20 protein-coding genes are annotated in these 19,174 nt (G+C 69.5%); 13 read left to right on the forward strand and 7 right to left on the reverse strand.

Annotation, left to right across the window (positions count from 1 at the left end):
• Positions 1-3: 3 nt before the first annotated feature.
• From C6569_RS01905 to C6569_RS21850, 3 genes are all read right to left on the reverse strand, one after another.
• The gene (locus C6569_RS01905) at positions 4-354 is read right to left on the reverse strand and encodes a hypothetical protein (protein WP_106747252.1); all 351 of its coding nucleotides are present in this window, start codon (positions 352-354) and stop codon (positions 4-6) included.
• Between the two features lie 93 nt (positions 355-447).
• Positions 448-891 (reverse strand): response regulator, encoded by a 444-nt coding sequence (locus C6569_RS01910; protein WP_106747253.1) that lies wholly within the window; start codon positions 889-891, stop codon positions 448-450.
• Positions 892-1,082: 191 nt separating this feature from the next.
• Positions 1,083-1,511: a hypothetical protein gene (locus tag C6569_RS21850; RefSeq protein WP_181313875.1), complete on the reverse strand. Its 429-nt coding sequence runs from the start codon at positions 1,509-1,511 to the stop codon at positions 1,083-1,085.
• A gap of 366 nt (positions 1,512-1,877) precedes the next feature.
• Between C6569_RS21850 and C6569_RS01920 the strand changes: the two genes are divergently transcribed.
• The 3 genes from C6569_RS01920 to C6569_RS01930 are packed head-to-tail and all read left to right on the forward strand — an operon-like array spanning position 1,878 to position 4,125.
• On the forward strand, positions 1,878-2,390 hold the full coding sequence (locus C6569_RS01920) for a hypothetical protein (protein ID WP_146144709.1): 513 nt from the start codon (positions 1,878-1,880) through the stop codon (positions 2,388-2,390).
• Positions 2,391-2,424: 34 nt separating this feature from the next.
• Positions 2,425-3,045 carry a L,D-transpeptidase gene (locus tag C6569_RS01925; protein WP_245898210.1) on the forward strand — a complete coding sequence of 207 codons (621 nt, stop codon included), beginning with the start codon at positions 2,425-2,427 and terminating at the stop codon, positions 3,043-3,045.
• Between the two features lie 39 nt (positions 3,046-3,084).
• Positions 3,085-4,125 (forward strand): amino acid ABC transporter substrate-binding protein, encoded by a 1,041-nt coding sequence (locus C6569_RS01930; RefSeq protein WP_425440691.1) that lies wholly within the window; start codon positions 3,085-3,087, stop codon positions 4,123-4,125.
• Positions 4,126-4,127: 2 nt separating this feature from the next.
• Here C6569_RS01930 and C6569_RS01935 read toward each other — a convergent pair whose 3' ends face one another.
• Both C6569_RS01935 and C6569_RS01940 read right to left on the reverse strand, forming a co-directional pair.
• Positions 4,128-5,609, reverse strand: coding sequence for a methyl-accepting chemotaxis protein (locus tag C6569_RS01935; RefSeq protein ID WP_106747255.1), 1,482 nt, complete (start codon positions 5,607-5,609; stop codon positions 4,128-4,130).
• Positions 5,610-5,936: 327 nt separating this feature from the next.
• Complete coding sequence (locus C6569_RS01940; RefSeq protein ID WP_106747256.1) at positions 5,937-6,341, reverse strand: c-type cytochrome; 405 nt, start codon at positions 6,339-6,341, stop codon at positions 5,937-5,939.
• Between the two features lie 286 nt (positions 6,342-6,627).
• Here C6569_RS01940 and C6569_RS01945 point away from each other — a divergent pair, with 286 nt between their 5' ends.
• The 10 genes from C6569_RS01945 (at position 6,628) to C6569_RS01990 (ending at position 18,017) form a co-directional block, all read left to right on the forward strand.
• Positions 6,628-6,972 carry an ArsR/SmtB family transcription factor gene (locus C6569_RS01945; RefSeq protein ID WP_245898303.1) on the forward strand — a complete coding sequence of 115 codons (345 nt, stop codon included), beginning with the start codon at positions 6,628-6,630 and terminating at the stop codon, positions 6,970-6,972.
• A 78-nt stretch (positions 6,973-7,050) separates the two neighbouring features.
• Complete coding sequence (locus C6569_RS01950) at positions 7,051-9,267, forward strand: sensor histidine kinase (protein ID WP_146144710.1); 2,217 nt, start codon at positions 7,051-7,053, stop codon at positions 9,265-9,267.
• Positions 9,260-9,634, forward strand: a complete 375-nt coding sequence (locus C6569_RS01955) for a response regulator (RefSeq protein WP_181313876.1) — start codon at positions 9,260-9,262, stop codon at positions 9,632-9,634. The genes C6569_RS01950 and C6569_RS01955 overlap by 8 nt, the downstream gene beginning before the upstream one ends.
• 26 nt (positions 9,635-9,660) lie before the next feature.
• Positions 9,661-10,056, forward strand: coding sequence for a DUF3574 domain-containing protein (locus tag C6569_RS01960; RefSeq protein ID WP_245898211.1), 396 nt, complete (start codon positions 9,661-9,663; stop codon positions 10,054-10,056).
• Between the two features lie 42 nt (positions 10,057-10,098).
• Complete coding sequence (hemF, locus tag C6569_RS01965) at positions 10,099-11,010, forward strand: oxygen-dependent coproporphyrinogen oxidase (RefSeq protein ID WP_106747259.1); 912 nt, start codon at positions 10,099-10,101, stop codon at positions 11,008-11,010.
• A gap of 8 nt (positions 11,011-11,018) precedes the next feature.
• Positions 11,019-12,653, forward strand: a complete 1,635-nt coding sequence (locus C6569_RS01970; RefSeq protein ID WP_245898304.1) for a thiamine pyrophosphate-dependent enzyme — start codon at positions 11,019-11,021, stop codon at positions 12,651-12,653.
• A gap of 160 nt (positions 12,654-12,813) precedes the next feature.
• Positions 12,814-13,770, forward strand: coding sequence for a Bug family tripartite tricarboxylate transporter substrate binding protein (locus C6569_RS01975; RefSeq protein WP_106747261.1), 957 nt, complete (start codon positions 12,814-12,816; stop codon positions 13,768-13,770).
• A 194-nt stretch (positions 13,771-13,964) separates the two neighbouring features.
• A complete protein-coding gene (locus tag C6569_RS01980; RefSeq protein ID WP_106747262.1) occupies positions 13,965-15,596 on the forward strand; it encodes an alkaline phosphatase family protein in 1,632 nt (543 codons plus the stop codon).
• Positions 15,597-15,672: 76 nt separating this feature from the next.
• Positions 15,673-16,950 (forward strand): DUF3422 family protein, encoded by a 1,278-nt coding sequence (locus tag C6569_RS01985; RefSeq protein WP_106747263.1) that lies wholly within the window; start codon positions 15,673-15,675, stop codon positions 16,948-16,950.
• An 86-nt stretch (positions 16,951-17,036) separates the two neighbouring features.
• Positions 17,037-18,017 (forward strand): aldo/keto reductase, encoded by a 981-nt coding sequence (locus C6569_RS01990; protein ID WP_106747264.1) that lies wholly within the window; start codon positions 17,037-17,039, stop codon positions 18,015-18,017.
• 322 nt (positions 18,018-18,339) lie between these two features.
• Here C6569_RS01990 and C6569_RS01995 read toward each other — a convergent pair whose 3' ends face one another.
• Positions 18,340-18,684 (reverse strand): NIPSNAP family protein, encoded by a 345-nt coding sequence (locus C6569_RS01995; protein ID WP_245898212.1) that lies wholly within the window; start codon positions 18,682-18,684, stop codon positions 18,340-18,342.
• A complete protein-coding gene (locus C6569_RS02000; protein ID WP_106747266.1) occupies positions 18,659-19,171 on the reverse strand; it encodes a cupin domain-containing protein in 513 nt (170 codons plus the stop codon). The genes C6569_RS01995 and C6569_RS02000 overlap by 26 nt, the downstream gene beginning before the upstream one ends.
• Positions 19,172-19,174: the final 3 nt, after the last annotated feature.

Genomic DNA, 19,174 nt, shown 5'->3' on the forward strand with positions numbered 1-19,174 from the left:
CCGTCAGCGCGCGCAGATCCGGAAGTCGTCGCCCTGCCAGCAGGCGCCGTCGCGCTGCGAGCGGCGGGCGGTGCCCCAGCGCGAATTGATGCCGTCGCGGGTCAGGCCGCGCACCTCTGCGAGGCCGGGCTCGATGACCGAGACCGACACCACCGACACCGATCCGAACAGCATGCCCTGACCGCCGCCGCGCGGCGACAGCGTGAAGGAGCCGTCGCGGCCGTCCGGCGCGAAGTCGCAGGTGCGGTCGAGCACCACGCGCCCGGCCTGCTCGATGCGGCATCCGGCGTCGCGTGCCTGCCCGGTGCCGGCCAGCAGGACGAGGGGAAGGGTCAGGAGGGTGGCGCGAATCATGGTGCACTCCGCAGGTCGTGTCGCGTCGCGGGCATTGCCCGAGGGCATCCGACCTGACAAGCGTCACCGGCCCCGCCGCTTTCCTCCCGCCCTTCAGGCGGCGGCGTGGCCCGCCGTGCGCTGCCAGTAGTCGACGATCGAGCCGATCATGGCGCGGTAGCCTTCGAGCGAGACGGGCTTGCGGAACATGGCGTTGGCCCCGCATTCGTAGGCACGGTCGACCGCCTTGGGGGAATCCGTCCCGGAAATGACGATCACGGGAATGTGCCGCGTATGTTCGTCCCCGCGCAGCGTGCGGAGGAACTCGAAACCGTCCATCGCACCCAGCTTCAGGTCCAGGATGATGATGTCGGGATCGTCGGGCAGCGGCGGGTTGTCGCCGCGCGCCTCGGTGAAGTGCAGCCGGGCGAGGGCTTCCTCAGCGGAATTGAACGTTTCGAAGGCGCAATCGGGAATGCGTTCCTCGAAAAACTGCAGCATGAAGCCGATATCGTGAAGCTCGTCATCGATGATCATGAGGCGAGTCAACTGCCGCATGTCAGTCTCCGGCTCGGATCGGGGTGGTGACGAGATCAGATGAATCGCCACGACGACGGATGATCACGTTACGTGGGAACGCGGCAAAGGCAACCATTCCCCGATACTGATCTGCGGATAGCGGAGGCCAGAACGGCAAAGGCCGGCCGCCGTCCCTGCGGACGCGGCCGGCCGTGCCGTGCGTCGGACCTTTACTCGCAGACGCGGATGCGACGGCGCTCCGGGCCGTAGGGCCCGTCCACCCAGCGGCGCTCGATCCAGCAGTCGCGCGGTCCGCGCTGCTGCGATGCCGCCGCCGCCGCCGCGCCGCCGATGATGAGGGCCGCCGCACCGAGGCCGATGGCCGCGCCGACATTGCCGCCGCCGCCGCGCCCGCCGCGGAAGCCCGGGCGACCTCCGCCACGCACGGGACCACGGAAGCCGGGACCGGGACCGCCGCGGAAGCCGCCGCCGCGACGCTGCATCTCGACCGGCGAGACGGCGCTGTCGGTGGTGGCGGGAGCGACGTCGATCAGCGAGGCCGCGCGCGCCGACGAGGAGGGAAGGCTGAGGAAGGCGCCGGACACGAGCACGGTCGCGACGAAGGTGGCGGCCAGGCGGCCGCCTCGGATCTGGGGCATGTTGAACTCCACTACCTGGACGGACGGACCTCCGTCAGGGCCGGCACGACGGTCGCGCCTGAGGTGCGACAGCACCTGCCCGCATGGGCAGCGAAACGATGTCAGATTACGCAGAGAGATGCGAGCGAAAACGTGTGGGGCCGGCCCCCGTCGCGTGGAGCGGCCTGACGTTGCGGGGAAGGCGGCGAGCATCGCCAAGTCTTGTTCCGCCGCGGATCTTGAGCGCCGCAGGCTGTTCGCTGCCTCCGCGGCGATGAGGCGGGATCGGCCCGGGATTTTTTCCGAGCCGAGCCTTGGCCCCCATTGCCAACGGTAAAATAAGATTCTTGACTGCGTGCCACGGGCCGTCGCCGGAGTGCAATCGTGGTGCTGTTTTTCGCTCGCCTTCCGCCCCCCGCCGGTCCGGTGGTGGCCGCCGGCCTCGCCCTTCTCCTCGCCGGCTGCGCCTCCGCTCCGAGCGGCCCGGTCACCCAGGCCCCGGTCCAGCCCGCGCGCGTCGCCGCCGCCTATCCCGTCACCGCCCTGGTCGGCTCCTGGGGCGTCGCCAGCTTCCGCGAGGATCGCGACAGGCCGCGCACCGAGACCATGGCGCGGCAGCACTGCCGGCTTCCCTACGTCATCACCAAGGGCCCCACCGACGGGGTCATGATGCATGTCGCCGACGACGCCAAGCTCTACGAACTGACGTTGAAGGGCAGTGCCGACGGCAAGATCTATCTCGGCTTCGACGCCCCGCCGGGCCACCCGCAGGACCGGCAGATCCTGTCGCTGACCGAGAACCTCATCGTCATGCGCTTCGTCGCCCCCGACGTGCACGCCCGCTACGGCACCTTCGTCTATGTGCGCTGCCCCGGCGGCGGCGCCACCGCCGCCCGCTGATCCCATGCGTCTCCCAGTCCGGACCCGCACCGCCATGACCGCGCGCCCCGCCCGAACGGCCGTCGTCCTCGCCGCCCTGCTCGCGCTCGCGCCCGCCGCGGCCCGCGCCCAGGCCGCCTCTCCCGCCGCCATGCGCGAGACCCTGTCGATCGGCGACGAGCCGGGCAGGGTTTCCACCGAGGAGGTCGTCATCCGCGAGGGCCCCTTCGCGCGCCAGCTCGTCTTCTTCCGCACCCACGAGCCCGCGGGCACCGTGGTCGTCCATACCTCCGAGCGCTTTCTCTATGTCGTCCTCGGCAACAACCGCGCCCTGCGCTACGGCATCGGTGTCGGCCGCGAGGGCTTCACCTGGTCCGGGCTCGTGCGCATCTCGCGCAAGGCCGAGTGGCCGGACTGGACGCCGCCGCCGGAGATGATCCAGCGCCAGCCCTACCTGCCGCGCTTCATGGCCGGCGGGCCGGGAAACCCCATGGGCGCCCGCGCGCTCTATCTCGGCTCCACCGTCTACCGCATCCACGGCACCAACCAGCCCGAGACGATCGGCCACGCCGTCTCCTCCGGCTGCTTCCGCCTCGCCAACGGCGACGTCATCGACCTTTATTCCCGCGTGCCGGTGGGCGCGAAGGTGGTGATCCGCCATGCCGCCGCGCTCTGACCGCCGCGTTCCGCCGGCGCCGATCCCCGGAGGGTCCGCATGACGACGACCATCGCGATGCCGCTCGGCCGCCTGTTCCGCCGCTGGGCGGCGGGCCTCGCCCTCGCCGCCGCCGCCGCGCTGCCCGCGTCCGCCGCCACGCTCGACACCGTGAAGCAGCGCGGCAGCCTCGTCTGCGGCGTCAGCCAGGGCCTCGCCGGCTTCTCCGACCGCTCCGGCGGCGCCTGGACCGGGTTCGACGTCGACTTCTGCAAGGCGGTGGCGGCCGCGGTCCTGGGCGACCCCGCAAAGGTCACCTATGTCCCGCTCTCCGCCACCGAGCGCTTCGAGGCGCTGGCGGCGGGCCGCATCGACCTTCTCTCCCGCAATTCCACCTGGACGCTGGAGCGGGAGGCCGGCCTCAAGCTGCTCTTCGCCGGCATCACCTTCCATGACGGCCAGGGCTTCATGGTGTTGCGGCGCCCGGCCGTCGTCTCGGCGCTGGAGCTCGACGGCGTGCCGGTCTGCGTCCAGGAGGGCACCACCAGCGCCCTCAACGTCGCCGACTTCTTCCGCGCCAATTCTATGCGCCTGACGCTCCACACGCTGCCGACCTCGGCCGAGGCCCTGGCGGCGCTGGAAGCCGGCCGCTGCGACGTGCTGACCACCGACCAGTCGGCCCTCTTCGCCGAGCGGCTGAAGCTTTCGAAGCCCGCCGAGGCGGTCATCCTGCCCGACGTCGTCTCGAAGGAGCCGCTGGGACCCGTGGTGCGTGCCGACGACGTCGCCTGGTTCAACATCGTCAAATGGGTCGCCCACGGCCTCGTCAATGCCGAGGAGCTCGGCATCTCCACCGCCACCGCCGACGAGGCGATGCGCTCGGCCAAGCCCAACGTGCGCCGCTTCGTCGGAGCGGAGGGCGATCTCGGCGTCAAGCTCGGGCTCGACAACGCCTTCGCCATCCGCGCCGTCCGGGCGGTCGGCAACTACGCGGAAATCTACGAGCGCAATGTCGGCGCCGGGTCGCTGCTGGCCATTCCCCGCGGCATGAACCAGCTCTGGTCGATGGGCGGCATTCTCTACGCGCCGCCGCTGCGCTGAGCTCAGCGCGCCAGCACCACGGCCGCCTCGCGGGTCGACGTCACCGCCTGGGAGACCTGGGTCACGGCGGCCGCGATGCCGGCCATGTTCTCGGTGATGAGGGCACTGGCGCGTGCCGCCTGCTGCATGCTCGACGACATGTCCCGCGTCACCACGCTCTGTTCCTCCACCGAGGCGGCGGTGGCCACGACGCTGTCGCGCATGACGGCAATGGAGTTGCGGATGCCGGTGAGCGCGCCGACGACCTCGTCCGAGATCGCCTGGACACCGTTGATCTCGGTGCCGATCTGGTCGGTGGCCCGCGCCGCCTGATTGGCGAGGTTCTTCACCTCCTGCGCCACGACGGCGAAACCGCGGCCGGCCTCGCCCGCCCGCGCCGATTCGATGGTGGCGTTCAGCGCCAGGAGGTTGATCTGGCCGGCGATGGTGTTGATCAGGCCGATGATCCCGCCCATGGCGACGGTGGCCTCCGACAGTCGGGTGGCGAAGGAGCCGGCCGCCCGGGTGTGCTCCAGCGCCGTATCTGTCGCGGCCTGGGAGTTCGTCATCATCTGCGAGATTTCGGCGATGGAGGACGCGAGTTCCTCCGTCGCCGCGGCCATGCCCTGGACGTTGTCGCGGGTCCGCGTCGCCGCGTCCACCGCGCGCGCCGATTCCTCGCTCGTGCGCCCCACCGCCTGGTCGATCTCGAGAAAATTGGTGTCGATCATCCGCCGCAGGGTCTCCAGCAGACGGATCTGGGCGGTAATGTCGGTGGCGAATTTCACCACCTTGTAGGGCCGGCCGGAGGCATCGAGGATCGGATTGTAGGAGGCCTGGATCCAGATCTCCCGGCCGTCCTTGCCGAAGCGGCGATATTGGGCGGCCTGGAACTCGCCACGCTTCAACGCGGCCCAGAAGGCGGCATAATCGGCGCTGCGACGGGTTGCCGGATCGACGAAAATCTCGTGATGCCGGCCTTTGATCTCGTCGAGCTCGTAGCCGACCGCGCGCAGGAAGTTGTCGTTGGCGTCCAGGATGACGCCGTCGAGGGTGAAGGATATGACCGCCTGTGACTTCCGCATGGCGGCCACCTGTCCGGCGCTCTCCGCGTCCTCGGCCTTCTGGCGGGTGATGTCGGTGGCGAACTTGATGATGCCGAAAGGTTTGCCGTCGCTGCCGATCAGTGGGTTGTAGGACGCTTCGATCCAGATCTCCCGCCCGCCCTTGGCGATGCGCCGGAACTGCGCGGCGTGAAAGGTGCCGGCGCGCAGGCTGTTCCAGAAGGCACGGTACTCGGCGCTGTCGCGGGTGGCGGCGTCGACGAACATCGCATGGTGCCGTCCCTGGATCTCATCGAGAGTGTAGCCGACGGCGGCAAGAAAATTGGCGTTGGCGTCGAGGATCGTGCCGTCGAGGTCGAACTCGATCATTGCCTGCACACGGTCGAGCGCCGCCAGTTTTGCCGCCGCCTTGTTCCGTCTTCTCCCCAGCAAGCCCAGCATCCCGTGTCCCCAGCGTGGCGATCCCTGGTCCGGCCTCCGCGACCCATGCCGCTGCCCGCCGTCCTTGTCCCGCCACAAATGCTGCTGGAGATTGCTTAATCAATACGAAAGACGACTTGGTCAAATGCAGACCAAACTATTCTATCGTGACCGGGCTTCATGGAAAGAACAGTGTTTTGATCGCTGAAATCGAAGGTGGCCTGAGAATGACGGTATTCGGGTCGTACAAATACTTGAATACCTTCGGCGTAAGTGTCGGCGCAGGCCGAATCGCCCGGCCACCGGTGGCCGAGCGCATCCGGCAGCGTGCAGCGCGGCGTCGGCCCGTCAGGGCGCTTTCTTTCCGTCGGTCCCGAACTGTTGCAGATAGGCGGTCAGATTGGCGATCTGGGTATCGTCGCGCAGCCCGACGAAGATCATCCGTGTGCCGGGCGTCACGGCCCGGGGGTCGCGGATATAGGTCGCGAAGTTCTCGGGCGACCAGGTCTTTTCGGCAACCTCCGGCGTCTTGTAGGCCGGCGAGTAGTTGTAGCCCGCCACGGAGCCGGCGCGCCGGCCGAACAGGCCGTTGAGCTGCGGACCGACGAGGTTGCGGGCGGTCTCGCCGACCTGATGGCAGGCGCGACATTGTGCGAACACGCGCTCGCCGGCGGCTGCATCGCCCGCCTGCTGAGCGAAGGTGGGGGCGGTCGCGAGACTTGCGAGTGCGGCGGCGATCAGTGGGATGCGCATGGGACGGCGCCTTTGCCTGGATGGTGGCAGGGAACGGCGGGCCCGGGTGAGCCTCGTCGATGGGGGCATATGGCCTCCCCCGGCCGCATGCGGCCTTGATCTGGGTCAGGCTGCCCCCACGTTAGGGACGCCGCTGCGGGGTGTCCCATGAGCCCGGTATGCCGGTAGGTGGTAAATTGGTATAGAACACGCAACCGCCGTGGGATCGGCCACGTGCGGGTGCCGGCGTGGACGGCGGCAAGGCGGGAGGACGGGAATGGCTGCGGGACCGGCGAAAGCGCAAGCGATGGACTGGCAGGGATCGGACGACCTGTCCGCCGCGACCGTCGGTCTGGCCGAAAAGGCGCGCGAAGCCAGCCGTTTCCTCAAGGCGCTCGCCCATGAGAGCCGGCTGCTGCTGCTCTGCCTGCTGTCGGAGAAGGAGCGGTCCGTCGGCGAGCTCGAGGCGATCCTCGCCCTCAGGCAGCCGACCGTCTCCCAGCAGCTCGCGCGCCTGCGCCTCGAGGGCTTCGTCACCACGCGCCGCGACGGCAAGACCGTCTATTACAGCCTCGCCAACGACGACGTCCGCCGCCTCATCGGCGTCGTCTACGACATCTTCTGCGGCAGCGGCGAGGCCGGCCCCGCCTGACCATGCGGCAACCGCCTGCCGGCGGTGATATGCTGCGGCCTGTCGAATCGGGCGGGCGGGGGCGACGTGGACGGCGTGGTGAAGGAACGCTCGCTCGCAATCTACCTCGCCGCCTTCGCGGCCGCCCTGACCGTGCCGCTCCTCCTTCTCGCGGCCTTCCTCACCTGGCGTTTCGCCGAGGCCGAGAACCGGCAGCTCCGGGCCGGTGCCCTGCAGCTGACCGAGACGGTCGCCGCCGAGATCGACCGGCTTCTCACCTCCCGCCTCGCCATCCTGCGTGCCCTCGCCACCTCACCCGCCATCGACGCCGGCGACTTCGCCCGGTTCGACGCCCAGGCGCGCGAATTCTCCAGCCTCGGCATCGACATCCGCCTCCGGCGGATGGACGGTCAACTGCTGGTCGATACCGCGACACCGCAGGGCAGTCCGCTGCCGCAATGGCCGGTGATCGAGCCGATGGAAAGTGCGGTCGCCCAGCGCGAGCCGGTCTTCTCCGACCTCTTCGTCAGCCGCGGCACCGGGACCTATGCGGTCGCCATCTTCCTGCCGGTGATCCGCGGCGACGAGGTGGCCTTCGTCGTCTCCACCACATTCAGCCCCGACGTCTTCGCCCGCATCATGGCGGATTTTCGCGTGGCGGCGCCCTACTACGCCTCCCTGGCCGACCGCACGGGGCTCATCATCGCCCGCTCCTCGCGCCATAGCGAAACGGTCGGCCGGTCCTTGCCCGCCTTCGCCTCCCTCACCGGCAGCAGTGGAGGCTGGCGTGGCGTCAACCCGGAAGGGGTCGAGGTCTCGGCCTTCTACAGCCGCTCACCCGCGTCGGGCTGGTTCCTGGCGCTGGGCGTGGAGGTGGCGGCGCTCAACCGGTCCCTGTGGAACTCGCTGGCGTGGATGCTCGCCGTGGCCGCCGGGCTCATCGGCATCGCGACCGCGGTGGCGAGCCTCATCGTCCGCCGTCTCGCCCGTGCCAGCACCGCCATGACGGATGCCGCAGCCGCCATGGAGCGCGGCCAGCTCACCGTGGTGCCGCGCACCGGCGTGGCCGAGGTCAACCGGGTCGGCGAGGCCTTCGGCCGGGCTTCCGTCAAGCTGCACCTGCAGGCCTCGGCCCTCGCCCGCGCCAACCGCGACCTCGAACAGCGCGTCGAGGAGCGCAGCCGGGAGCTGCGTGCCAGCGAGGATCGCTACAGGCTCCTCGCCGAGAACGTCCGCGACATGATCCTGCTGCGCAACGTCGAGGGCCGCATCTTCTACGCATCGCCCTCCTCGCACCGCCTGCTCGGCTACACGGCGGAGGAGATGACCGGGCTTCGGCCGGCCGACGTCGTCCACCACGACGACTGGAAGCGGGTCGATGCGGTGAACAGGGCGATAGGGGAGGGGCGCGAGCTCGGCTTCAGCGTCCACCGGCTGCGCCACAAGGAAGGCCACTGGGTCTGGATCCAGGCGGCCTACAGCCGTATCGACGGCGTCGGGCCCGACGAGCCCAACATCATCGTGGTGGTGCGCGACGACACCGAGCGCCAGGAGCAGGAGACCAAGCTGCGGCAGACCAACGAGGCGCTGCGGCAGTTCTCCGCCATCGTCTCACACGACCTGCAGGCCCCGCTGCGCCACATCAACATGTTCTCCGACATGCTGAAGCTCAAGGTCGGAGACGGCGATCCGGAGGCCGCCGGCTATGCGGCCAACATCATGGCGAGCGTCGAGCGCATGCAGCGCCTCATTCGCAGCCTGATCGCCTATACCCAGGTCGCCTATGCCCTGGTGAAACGCGAGGACGTCGATCTCGCCGCCGTCGTCGGCGAGGCCATGGCGGTTCTGGACGCCGACATCACCGAGGCCGGTGCCGCGATCAAGGTGTTCAACCTGCCGCGGGTCGATGGCGACGGTGAACTGCTGACCCGGCTGTTCCAGAACCTCATCGGCAATGCACTGAAATACCGGAGCGAGGAGCCGCTCGTGGTGAAGATCCGCGCCCGGCCTGCGGGCCGGATGTGGGAGATCAGCGTCGAGGACAACGGCATCGGCATCGACCCACTCTACGGCGAGCGGATCTTCGAGATATTCCGCCGCCTGCACCGGGACGAGAGGCGCTATCCCGGCCTCGGGCTCGGCCTCGCCCTGTGTCGCCGCATCGTCGAGAGCCACGGCGGCGAAATCTGGCTCGACAAGGACTGGCCGAAAGGCGCACGTTTCCAGTTCACGCTGCCCCGACAGCGCGGCAGGAAAGACCTCTCGGCAGGAGGAGACGATGGGCCATTCCGGACGGAAGCTTCTGATCGTGGATGACGATCCGAACGAGGTGTTCTTTCTCCGCCATGCCTTCGCCGGCACGGCCGAGGACCTGGAGATCCGGCACGCCGACAGCGGCGAGGCGGCCCTCGCCGAAATTCCGCGGTTCAACCCCGACCTCGTCCTCCTGGACCTCAACATGCCGGGCATGGACGGCCACGACGTCCTCGGCCGCATCCGCCGCGACGAGGTCATGCGGGGTGTTCCCACCCTGATCTTCTCCTCCTCCGAGAGCGAGGAGGACGTCCGGCGCAGCTATCGCGCCTATGCCAACGCCTATGTGGTGAAACCCCGCTCCTCCGAGGGCTATCGCGACCTCGCCGACAGCATCAACCGCTTCTGGTACGAGACCGCCAGGCTTTGACAGGCACCGTGCGAATTAGCGGAGCCGTGGCTGCCGCCTGTGCCGCGCTGGCGCTCTCGGCCTGCGTCACCGCCGCGCCGCCCTCCTGTCCGCCCGGTGGCCGAGAGCGGCTGGTCGCCGAGCTCCTGTTCGGCCGCAAGATCGGCGACGTGGTCGGCGTCGGCGAGCACGCCTTCGCCCGTTTCGTCGACCGTGAGATCACGCCGCGCTTTCCGGCCGGCCTCACCATCACCGATAGCCGCGGCCAGTACCGCCATGCCGACGGGCGGATCGTCCGGGAGCCAGGCAAGGTGGTCACCATCGTCCTCGACGACGAGGCGCGGGACCTGCCGCGCCTGGCCGACATCGCCGCTGCCTATCGCCGGCAGTTCCGGCAGGAATCGGTGGGCGTCATGACGCGCCGGGCCTGCGTGGCCTTCTGACCGGTTGCCGGGCGGCACCCGAGGGGGCTAGATCGCGTCGACATGACACACAACGCGCCACGCCCCGATCCCTCGCCCCTGCCGCCCGACCTCTCCGACCGCAAGGTGAAGGCCCGCGGCTGGTTCGAGGCGTTGCGCGACGACATCTGCGCCCGCTTCGAGGCGCTGGAAGACGAGCTGCCCGGCTCGGCGGCGCCCGCCGGCCGGTTCCGTCGCAAGCCCTGGGTGCGCACCGACCACACCGGGGCGGACGGCGGCGGCGGCGTGATGAGCATGATGGCGGGCCGCGTCTTCGAGAAGGTCGGCGTCCATTGCTCGACCGTCTATGGCGAGTTCGCCCCCGAGTTCCGCGGCCAGATTCCCGGCGCGAGCGAGGATCCCCGGTTCTTCGCCACCGGCATCTCGCTCATCGCCCATCCGGTGAACCCCAACGTGCCGGCGGTGCACATGAACACCCGCCTCGTCGCCACCAGCCGCATGTGGTTCGGCGGCGGCGCCGACCTCACCCCGGTCCTCGACCGACGCCGCAGCCAGAGCGATCCGGACACGCTGGCCTTCCACGCCGCGATGCAGGGCGCCTGCGACGCCCACGAGGTCGCCGACTACGCCCGCTACAAGGCCTGGTGCGACGACTATTTCTACCTGCCGCACCGCAAGGAGCCGCGCGGCATCGGCGGCATCTTCTTCGACTATCTCGACAGCGGCGACCGCGACGCCGACTTCGCCTTCACCCAGGACGTCGGCCGCGCCTTCGCCGAGATCTATCCCGCCCTCGTCCGCCGCAACCTGACGACGCCCTGGACCGAGGCCGACCGCGAGGAGCAGCTCGTCCGCCGCGGCCGCTATGTCGAGTTCAACCTCCTGCACGACCGCGGCACCGTCTTCGGCCTGAAGACGGGCGGCAATGTCGAGAGCATCCTCTCCTCCCTGCCGCCGGTGGTGAAATGGCCGTGACCAGCCCCATGACGGGCGGCGAGGCCATCGTTGCGGGCCTCCTCGCCAACGGCGTCGACACGGTCTTCGGCCTGCCCGGCGCGCAGATGTATCCGCTGTTCGACGCGCTGGCCCGGAGCGCCGACCGCATCCGCACCGTCGGCGCCCGCCACGAACAGGCTTGTGGCTACATGGCCTTCGGCTACGGCCGCTCCACCGGCCGGCCCGGCGTCTATTCCGTCGTGCCAGGTCCCGGCCTCCTCAACACCACCGCCGCGCTCGCCACCGGCTGGGGCTGCAATACCCCGATGGTCTGCCTCACCGGGCAGATCCCCTCCGCCTTCATCGGCCGGCGCCGCGGCCATCTCCACGAGATCGCCGACCAGCTCGGCACGTTGCGCTCGCTGGTGAAATGGGCGGAACGCATCGAGCGGCCCGCAGACGCGCCGGCCCTGGTCGCGGAAGCTTTTCGCCAGGCGCAATCGGGCCGGCCCGGGCCTGTCGCGCTGGAAATGGCCTGGGACGTCATGGCGGCGAGCGAGGCGGTGCCCGAGGCCGCGGCCGCGGTCCTCGACGCGCCGCCGAAGTCCGATGCCATGGCGGTGTCCCACGCCGCCAACCTGATCCGCGCCGCCCGCTGCCCGATGATCATGACCGGGTCCGGCGCGCAGGACGCGGCAGCCGCGGTAGCCCTCCTCGCCGAGCGCATCGGCGCGCCGGTGGCGGCCTTCCGCGGCGGCCGCGGCGTGGTCGACGAGGCGGGCCCCTGGGGGCTCTCCTCCTACGCCGCCTTCCGCCTCTGGGAGCGGTGCGACCTCGTCGTCGCCATCGGCACGCGGCTGGAAATGCCCACCATGCGCTGGGCGAACATGATGGAGGTCGCGACCCGTCTCGACGGCGGCCGCAAGCTCGTCCGCATCGACATCGATCCCGAAGAGACGGGGCGACTGGAGGCGGACGCGCCCCTCGTCGCCGACAGCCGCGAGGCGGTCCTGGCGCTGCTCGAGGCCCTCGCCGGCCATCGCCCCGTCGACAACCGCGCGGCGATCGAGGCCGCCCGCGCCGCGGCCGCCGAGGCGATCCGGGTCGTGCAGCCGGAGATCGACTATCTCGACGTCGTCCGCGACGTGCTGCCGGCCGAGGGCCTCCTCGTCGAGGAGCTCTGCCAGGCCGGCTTCGCCAGTTATTTCGGCTATCCCGTGCATCGGCCCCGCACCTATGTCTCCACAGGCTTCCAGGGCACGCTCGGCTACGGCTTCCAGACCGCGCTCGGCGTCAAGGTCGCCCACCCGGACAAGCCTGTCGTCTCCATCACCGGCGACGGCGGCTTCATGTTCGGCGTGCAGGAACTGGCGACGGCGCGCCAATACGGCATCGGCCTCGTGACGGTGGTCTTCAACAACGCGGCCTACGGCAATGTCCGCCGCGACCAGGAGACCCGCTACGGCAACCGGCTGATCGGCGCGGATCTGATCAATCCGGACTTTCCGGCGCTGGCGAAAGCCTTCGGGGTCGACGGCGCGAGCGTCGGTTCGCCGGAGGAATTGCGCCCGGTTCTCGCCGCGGCGCTGTCCAAGGGCACCCCGGCGCTGATCGAGGTCAGGCTGCAGCGCGGATCGGAGGCGTCTCCGTGGCCCTTCATCCATCCGGTGAAGGCTTACTGAGCCGAGCCTTGCACGGCGCCGAGGCGGCCAGCCCCGCGGCCTCATCGGGCTCAGCAGTCCTATAATAGGAAATCTATCCTTGACATCATAGGGGCACCGTTGATACCGTGTCGCCTTCGTGCAGTGATGGTCGCAACGACAGAAGACGGGAGGGTCGACCATGGATCGCAGGCATTTCATCGCGGGCGCCGCTCTGGCACCCCTCGCGGCCCGCGTGGCGCATGCCCAGTCCGGCCCGCTGCGCTTCGTCTTCCCCTTCGCCGCCGGCGGGGCAGGGGACGCCCTGACCCGCATCGTCGCCGACGAGGTGGGCCGCGCCCTGAACGAGACGGCCATCGTCGAGGCGCGCCCCGGCGCCGGCGGGCAGATCGGCACCCAGGCCGTCACCAACGCCCCGGCTGACGGCCGCACCCTGCTCCTCACCCCGATCGCCCCGGTGGTGATCCACCCGATCGTCTTCCCGCAACTGCCCTACGACCCCTTCAAGGATCTCGCGCCGGTCAGCCTCGTCACCACCTTCGACTTCGCCCTCGCCATCCATCCGGACACGCCGGCGAAGACCCTCGCCGAACTCGTCGCCTGGCTGAAGCAGGACCCGCGCCGCGGCACCTACGGCTCGCCCGGCGTCGGCAACCTGCCGCATTTCTTCGGCGCGCTCCTCGCCGAGAAGATCGGCGTGCCGCTGCAGCACGCGCCCTATCGCGGCTCGGCTCCCGCGCTGACCGACCTCGTCGCCGGCCAGGTGCCGATGGTCATCACCACCACCTCCGACGTCACGGAACTGGCGAAGGGCGGCCGCATCCGCATTCTCGCCGTCTCGGGCCGGGAGCGCTCGCCCTTCCTGCCCGACGTGCCGACCTTCACCGAGGCCGGCGTCCCCATCACAGGCGGCGCCTGGTACGGGCTCTTCACCCGTGCCGGTTCGCCGCCCGAGATGGTGGCGCGCGTCAGCCGCGCGGTCATGGCGGCGATGCGCGATCCCGGCGTCAAGGAGAAGGTGCTGCGGCTCTCCATGGTGCCGACGGGGTCGACGCCGGAGGAGCTCGGCCGCATCCAGAAAGAGGACAACGAGGCCTGGGCCCCGGCGGTGAAGGCCTCAGGCTTCAAGCCATCCTAGGAGAATAGGCCCCACCCTTACCCTCCCCTCTGGCGAGGGGAGGGAACTACCGCCTGGCCTCCGGCCGAAGGTCGCGCCTGGCACGGCGGTTCAGGATACCCGGAACGCTTAGTCCCGCTCTCCTCGCGCCAGCGAGGGGAGGGTGAGGGTGGGGCCTTCGGAGATCGCACGAAGCCCACACGGAACGACTTCACATGCCGCACGCCGACAAGAACATCCTCTTCATCATGTGCGACCAGCTCCGGTTCGATTACCTCGGCTGCTACGGCCATCCGCGGCTGAAGACCCCGAACATCGACGCCCTTGCCGCCCGCGGCGTCCGGTTCACGCGGGCCTATGTGCAGTCGCCGGTCTGCGGCCCCTCGCGCATGAGCTATTACACCGGCCGCTACATGCGCTCCCACGGCTCCAACTGGAACAACTTCCCCCTGCGCATCGGCGAGCCGACCCTCGGCCAGCATCTGAAGGCGCTCGGCGTGCGCAACGTCCTCGTCGGCAAGACCCACATGACCGCCGACGACGAGGGCATGGAGCGGCTGGGCATCCCCAAGGGCTCGGTGATCGGCGTCGAGGCGGCGCAATGCGGCTTCGAGCCCTATGAGCGGGACGACGGCCTGCACCCCTCGCGCCCCGGCGCAACCCGGCCGGCCTATGACACCTATCTCGAGGAACACGGCTTTCCCGCCCGCAACCCCTGGGAGGACCGGGCCAATTCCGGCCTCTCGGCCGACGGGCAGAAGCAGAACGGCTGGCTTCTCGCCCATGCCGACAAGGAGGCGAACGTCCCGGAGGAGCACTCCGAGACGCCTTACATGACCCGCCGCGCCATGGACTTCATCCGCGAGGCGAAGGAGGACGGCCGGCCCTGGTGCCTGCATCTCTCCTACATCAAGCCGCACTGGCCTTACATCGCCCCCGCGCCCTACCACGACATGTTCACGGAAGCGGACGTCCAGCCGGCCATCCGCTCCGACGGCGAGAGGCAGAACCCGCATCCGGTCTACGGCGCCTTCATGGACATGCGGGTGTCGCGCAACTTCTCCCGCGAGGAGGTCCGCCGCCGCGTCATCCCCGCCTATATGGGCCTCATCAAGCAGATCGACGACCAGCTCGGCGTGCTGTTCCAGTTCCTCGACGACGAGGGACTGACGGACAAGACCATGATCGTCTTCACCTCCGACCACGGCGACTATCTCGGCGACCACTGGCTCGGCGAGAAGGACCTCTTCCACGAGGTCTCGGTGAAGGTGCCGCTGATCGTCGTCGACCCGTCGAAAGAGGCCGATGCCGCCCGCGGCACCACCTGCGACGCCCTCGTCGAGGCCATCGACCTCGCGCCGACCTTCATCGAGCATTTCGGCGGCGAGGTGCCGCGCCATATCGTCGAGGGGCGGTCGCTGAAAACCCTGCTGCGTGGCGAGAGGCCGCCCGCATGGCGGCAGGTGGCCATCTCCGAATACGACTATTCCATGCTGGATTCCCGCCGCACCCTCGGCCGCAAGCCCGACGAGTGCCGGCTGTTCATGGTCTTCGACGGGCGGTTCAAATATGTCCATGCGCCGGGCTTCCGGCCGATGCTCTGGGACCTTCAGGCCGACCCGCACGAATACCGCGATCTCGGCGACGACCCGGACTTCGCCGCCGAGCGCGGGCGGCTGAAGGAGCACCTGCTCGCCTGGGCACTCACCGACCACAACCGCATCACGATGTCCGACGCCACCATCGAGACCTACGGCCCGGCGCGGCAGATGCGCGGCGGCATCCTCATCGGTTATTGGGACGAACAGGAGGTCGCGGAGGCGAGGAAGGCCTACGGCATCGAGTGACGCAGCCGCTCCCATCCGCTTGCCAAGCGGTCGCGGCGGGGCTCCAATACCGGCCCCGCCCCAGGACGCGCCGCCCGTGAGTCTCGATTTCGCGCCCCACCCGCTGCGACGGCAGGTTCTCGACGAACTGCACGCCCGGCCGTTCCAGCTGGTGGAAACGCCGCGACGGGTGCTGCTCCACGCCTTCTCCACCGCCGATCTGCCCGTGGTGCAGGAACGCGCGGCTCTCGCCGCCTGGTGCAACGCCACCGGCGCGGCGCGCCCCGACGAGGGCGCCAATTTTCACCGCGCCGTCTTCCCCACCGCGCGCCTGCGCTGGGAGCGCCACAGCGAGTTCTCCACCTACGGCTGGGATGTGCCGGCGCCCGGCGAGGATCCCTTCCACTGGCCGCTGCCGCAGCCGACGCCGGTCGGCGCGGCCGTGGCGGCGCCCGGTCCTCTCCTCGTCGCCATCGACCTCGCTCTCGTCCGCGAGGAGGCGCTGGGGGCGGACTGGCAAGGCCTCTTCGACCCGGCCTCGCTCTGCGTCTCCGGCGCCATGGACGGCGCCGCCACCATCGCCACCGACTTCCGCCAGGACGCCCGCGGCTATACCCGCATCCTCGTCATCGACCATACGCTGACCCCGGCGGTGGCGGGCGCGCTGGTGCAGCGGCTCCTCGAGGTCGAGACCTACCGCTGCTTCGCCCTGCTCGGCCTGCCCGAGGCACAGCGCATGGGGCCGATCATCGGCCGGATCGAGCGCGAACTCGTGGCGGTGGCCGGCCGGATGAAGACCGCGACCGGCCTCGAGAGCAATGCCGCGCTCCTCGACACGCTGGTGGCCCAGGCCGCCGAACTGGAGGCGGAAGCGGCTTTGTCGAGCTTCCGCTTTGGTGCCACCCGCGCCTACGAGGCGCTGGTGCGCTCGCGCCTCGCCGTCATCGGCGAGGTGCCGGTCGAGGGCCATTCCACCTGGGCGGCCTTCCTCGACCGCCGCTTCGCGCCCGCCATGCGCACCTGCCAGACGGCGGCCGACCGCCAGGCCGAGCTGTCGCAGAAGCTCACCCGTGCCGCCAATCTCCTGCGCACCCGTGTCGACATCGCCCTCGAACAGCAGAATCGGGCGCTGCTGGAGACCATGTCCGAACGCGGCCGGCTGCAATTGCGCCTGCAACAGACGGTGGAGGGGCTCTCCATCGCCGCCGTCTCCTATTACGTGCTCGGCCTGCTCGGCTACCTGTTCAAGGGCGGCAAGGATGCCGGCATCCTGCCCTTCGAGCCGACGGTGGCGACTGCGGCGGTGCTGCCCTTCGTGGTCATCGTCATGGCCCTCGTCGTCCGGCGGATCAGGCGCAGCCACGGCGGCGACTGACGGCATGGCAGGGGCGCGGGAGCGGGCCGTTCCCGCGGGGCCCCCGTCGCCCTAGAACTGCGGCACGCCCGCCCCGGAGGACCATCATGGACACTGTGAAGCTCGGCCGCACCGGCCTCGACGTCTCCCGCCTCTGCCTTGGCTGCATGACCTATGGCGCGCCCGATCAGGGCGCCCATCCCTGGTCCATGGGCGAGACGGAGAGCCGCCCCTTCATCAGGAAGGCGCTCGACCTCGGCATCAACTTCTTCGACACGGCCAACGTCTATTCCCTCGGCTCCTCGGAGGAGATCGTCGGCAAGGCGCTGAAGGACATGGCGAAGCGCGACGACGTCGTCATCGCGACCAAAGTCTTCAACCGCATGCGCCCGGGGCCGAACGGCGCCGGCCTGTCGCGCAAGGCGATCATGACCGAGATCGACCATTCGCTGCGCCGCCTCGGCACCGACTATGTCGACCTCTACCAGATCCACCGCTTCGACTACGACACGCCGATCGAGGAAACGCTGGAGGCTCTCCACGACGTGGTGAAGGCCGGCAAGGCCCGCTACATCGGCGCCTCCTCGATGAGCGCCTGGCGTTTCATGAAGATGCTGAAGACCTCCGAGGCCAACGGCTGGACGCGCTTCGCCACCATGCAGAATTACGTCAACCTGCTCTACCGGGAGGAGGAGCGCGAGATGCTGCCGCTCTGCCGCGAGGAGGGCATCGGTGTCATCCCCTGGAGCCCGCTCGCCCGCGGCCGCCTCACCCGCGACTGGGAGGAGGGCAGTGCCCGCGCCGAGACCGACGACTTCGGCAAGACGCTCTATGCCGCCACCGCCGATGCCGACCGCAAGGTGGTGGAGGCGGTGGCGAAGGTCGCCAAGGCCCGCGGCATCCCGCGCGCGCAGGTGGCGCTCGCCTGGGTGTTGCAGAAGCCCGGCATCACCGCGCCCATCATCGGCGCCAGCAAGATGAGCCATCTCGACGATGCCGTGGCGGCGCTGTCGGTCAAGCTGACGGCGGAGGAGATCGCCACGATGGAGGCGGCCTACGTGCCGCACGCGGTGGTGGGGTTCAAGTAGGGGCGGTGCGCCGATGGCATCGGTCCGATTGCACTGCCGAAGTGCGTCCTTCGAGGCTCGCTTCGGTCGATGCTGAGGCATTGCCGAGCGCTCGCACCTCAGGATGAGGAGGGTGGTGTCCTGTAAGGAGCGAAAGAGCGGGCGCTGAGCCATCCGGCAGCTCCCCTCGTGCCACGCACATCCTCCCCAATCCTGAGGAGCGAGGCCATAGCGAGATGCGAACGCATCTCGCGTTCGCTCGATGCTATGGCGAGCCTCGAAGGACGCACTTGCCTCATGCAGGGGGGTGGTCGATCGGGCGCCAGGGCACCGCCGCCTCTCCCTACCGGATCGGCGAGAACCGCGTCGGCCGCAAGAACCTGACGTGCTGGGTCTCGACGAGGCCCTTCACCCGCGCGAGATAGTTCTGCCAGCGCGGGTCGGCCATCATCCGGTCGCGGCGAACGAGGCGGTCGTCCAGGCTCTCGTAGGACCACCACGCCACCACGTGGTTGAGCTCCGCCGTCTCCGAGGTGAAATAGCCGTGGAAGGTGCCCAGCAGCTCCTTCTGGATCGGCAGGCCGTGCTCCTCGTAGAGCCCGATGAACTCGGCCACGTGGCCGGTCTTGATGCGGTAGTCGCGCTCCTCGACGATCATCGGCTCAGCCTTTCGGGTTGTGGCTGGCATCGGCCCAGCCGAACACGGTGCGCTTCTCGATCTCGGCGACGTCGGCGGGCCGCGGGAAGGGCTCGGGCGCCGGCTGTCCCGGCACCCGTTCGCGGCCGATGGCGGCGAAGAAGTTCTCCAGCCCGCCGGGCATCAGGAACCAGACGAAGCTCATCGGCTCCGGCCCCGGATTGACGAAGCCGTGCTTGCGGTCGCGGCCGATGAAGACGGTGGAGCCCACCTCCATCGGGATGTCCTCGCCGTCGATCCGCGCGAAGCCTTTGCCCGCCGTGAGGTGGATCACCTCCTCGTGGCGGTCGTGGGTGTGCTCGCGGATGTGGCAGCCCGGCGCCACCGTCTGCGTGCCCATGGCGAAGCGGCTCTCGGACTGAACCGTCTTCGGGTTGAGGATGCAGCGCACGAAGCCGTTGGCCGGCACGGGCTGCCAGTAGGACGGGCTCTCCTCCGGTCCGAAGACCTTCACCTCGCCGGGCACGGGCGCGCTCATGGC

The sequence above is a fragment of the Phreatobacter cathodiphilus genome (assembly GCF_003008515.1).
Classification (GTDB): Bacteria; Pseudomonadota; Alphaproteobacteria; order Rhizobiales; family Phreatobacteraceae; genus Phreatobacter; species Phreatobacter cathodiphilus.

Coding starts and splice junctions, on each gene's coding strand:
- C6569_RS02000 (WP_106747266.1), bottom strand. CDS start 19,171: ATGAGCGCGCCCGTGCCCGGCGAGGTGAAGGTCTTCGGACCGGAGGAG.
- C6569_RS01975 (WP_106747261.1), top strand. CDS start 12,814: ATGGATCGCAGGCATTTCATCGCGGGCGCCGCTCTGGCACCCCTCGCG.
- C6569_RS01990 (WP_106747264.1), top strand. CDS start 17,037: ATGGACACTGTGAAGCTCGGCCGCACCGGCCTCGACGTCTCCCGCCTC.
- C6569_RS01910 (WP_106747253.1), bottom strand. CDS start 891: ATGCGGCAGTTGACTCGCCTCATGATCATCGATGACGAGCTTCACGAT.
- C6569_RS01970 (WP_245898304.1), top strand. CDS start 11,019: ATGACGGGCGGCGAGGCCATCGTTGCGGGCCTCCTCGCCAACGGCGTC.
- C6569_RS01935 (WP_106747255.1), bottom strand. CDS start 5,609: ATGCTGGGCTTGCTGGGGAGAAGACGGAACAAGGCGGCGGCAAAACTG.
- C6569_RS01940 (WP_106747256.1), bottom strand. CDS start 6,341: ATGCGCATCCCACTGATCGCCGCCGCACTCGCAAGTCTCGCGACCGCC.
- C6569_RS01925 (WP_245898210.1), top strand. CDS start 2,425: ATGACCGCGCGCCCCGCCCGAACGGCCGTCGTCCTCGCCGCCCTGCTC.
- C6569_RS01930 (WP_425440691.1), top strand. CDS start 3,085: ATGACGACGACCATCGCGATGCCGCTCGGCCGCCTGTTCCGCCGCTGG.
- hemF (WP_106747259.1), top strand. CDS start 10,099: ATGACACACAACGCGCCACGCCCCGATCCCTCGCCCCTGCCGCCCGAC.
- C6569_RS01980 (WP_106747262.1), top strand. CDS start 13,965: ATGCCGCACGCCGACAAGAACATCCTCTTCATCATGTGCGACCAGCTC.
- C6569_RS01905 (WP_106747252.1), bottom strand. CDS start 354: ATGATTCGCGCCACCCTCCTGACCCTTCCCCTCGTCCTGCTGGCCGGC.
- C6569_RS01995 (WP_245898212.1), bottom strand. CDS start 18,684: ATGCCAGCCACAACCCGAAAGGCTGAGCCGATGATCGTCGAGGAGCGC.
- C6569_RS01945 (WP_245898303.1), top strand. CDS start 6,628: ATGGACTGGCAGGGATCGGACGACCTGTCCGCCGCGACCGTCGGTCTG.
- C6569_RS21850 (WP_181313875.1), bottom strand. CDS start 1,511: ATGCCCCAGATCCGAGGCGGCCGCCTGGCCGCCACCTTCGTCGCGACC.